The sequence below is a fragment of the Pantoea sp. GM_Pan_3 genome, from assembly GCF_026541045.1.
GTDB classification, from domain to species: domain Bacteria; phylum Pseudomonadota; class Gammaproteobacteria; order Enterobacterales; family Enterobacteriaceae; genus Pantoea; species Pantoea anthophila.
The window spans coordinates 1-1,646 of the sequence record NZ_JALNVA010000014.1 but is presented as its reverse complement, the minus strand read 5'-3'; the positions used below and the strand labels follow the sequence as shown (position 1 = coordinate 1,646).

The following is a 1,646-nucleotide window of genomic DNA, read 5'->3' as shown; positions in this document are numbered from 1 at the left end:
GTATCTTCAGGTAAGGAGGTGATCCAACCGCAGGTTCCCCTACGGTTACCTTGTTACGACTTCACCCCAGTCATGAATCACAAAGTGGTAAGCGCCCTCCCGAAGGTTAAGCTACCTACTTCTTTTGCAACCCACTCCCATGGTGTGACGGGCGGTGTGTACAAGGCCCGGGAACGTATTCACCGTGGCATTCTGATCCACGATTACTAGCGATTCCGACTTCACGGAGTCGAGTTGCAGACTCCGATCCGGACTACGACGCACTTTGTGAGGTCCGCTTGCTCTCGCGAGGTCGCTTCTCTTTGTATGCGCCATTGTAGCACGTGTGTAGCCCTACTCGTAAGGGCCATGATGACTTGACGTCATCCCCACCTTCCTCCGGTTTATCACCGGCAGTCTCCTTTGAGTTCCCGACCGAATCGCTGGCAACAAAGGATAAGGGTTGCGCTCGTTGCGGGACTTAACCCAACATTTCACAACACGAGCTGACGACAGCCATGCAGCACCTGTCTCAGAGTTCCCGAAGGCACCAATCCATCTCTGGAAAGTTCTCTGGATGTCAAGAGTAGGTAAGGTTCTTCGCGTTGCATCGAATTAAACCACATGCTCCACCGCTTGTGCGGGCCCCCGTCAATTCATTTGAGTTTTAACCTTGCGGCCGTACTCCCCAGGCGGTCGACTTAACGCGTTAGCTCCGGAAGCCACTCCTCAAGGGAACAACCTCCAAGTCGACATCGTTTACGGCGTGGACTACCAGGGTATCTAATCCTGTTTGCTCCCCACGCTTTCGCACCTGAGCGTCAGTCTTCGTCCAGGGGGCCGCCTTCGCCACCGGTATTCCTCCAGATCTCTACGCATTTCACCGCTACACCTGGAATTCTACCCCCCTCTACGAGACTCAAGCCTGCCAGTTTCAAATGCAGTTCCCAGGTTAAGCCCGGGGATTTCACATCTGACTTAACAGACCGCCTGCGTGCGCTTTACGCCCAGTAATTCCGATTAACGCTTGCACCCTCCGTATTACCGCGGCTGCTGGCACGGAGTTAGCCGGTGCTTCTTCTGCGGGTAACGTCAATCGGCGAGGTTATTAACCTCACCGCCTTCCTCCCCGCTGAAAGTACTTTACAACCCGAAGGCCTTCTTCATACACGCGGCATGGCTGCATCAGGCTTGCGCCCATTGTGCAATATTCCCCACTGCTGCCTCCCGTAGGAGTCTGGACCGTGTCTCAGTTCCAGTGTGGCTGGTCATCCTCTCAGACCAGCTAGGGATCGTCGCCTAGGTGGGCCATTACCCCGCCTACTAGCTAATCCCATCTGGGTTCATCCGATAGTGAGAGGCCCGAAGGTCCCCCTCTTTGGTCTTGCGACGTTATGCGGTATTAGCCACCGTTTCCAGTGGTTATCCCCCTCTATCGGGCAGATCCCCAGACATTACTCACCCGTCCGCCACTCGTCACCCAAGAGCAAGCTCTCTGTGCTACCGTCCGACTTGCATGTGTTAGGCCTGCCGCCAGCGTTCAATCTGAGCCATGATCAAACTCTTCAATTTAAAGTTTGATTTGCTGAAACGAGTTCAGCGGTGCTCATCTGTAAAACGTCATAATGAATTTCATTATGTGTTCACTCGTGAGGCTTTGATATTTT

At 53.8% G+C, this 1,646-nt stretch carries 1 rRNA gene; it reads right to left on the bottom strand.

Annotation, left to right across the window (positions count from 1 at the left end):
- Positions 1 to 11: 11 nt before the first annotated feature.
- Positions 12 to 1,551, bottom strand: a 16S ribosomal RNA gene (locus tag OXR04_RS21490).
- Between the last annotated feature and the right edge of the window lie 95 nt (positions 1,552 to 1,646).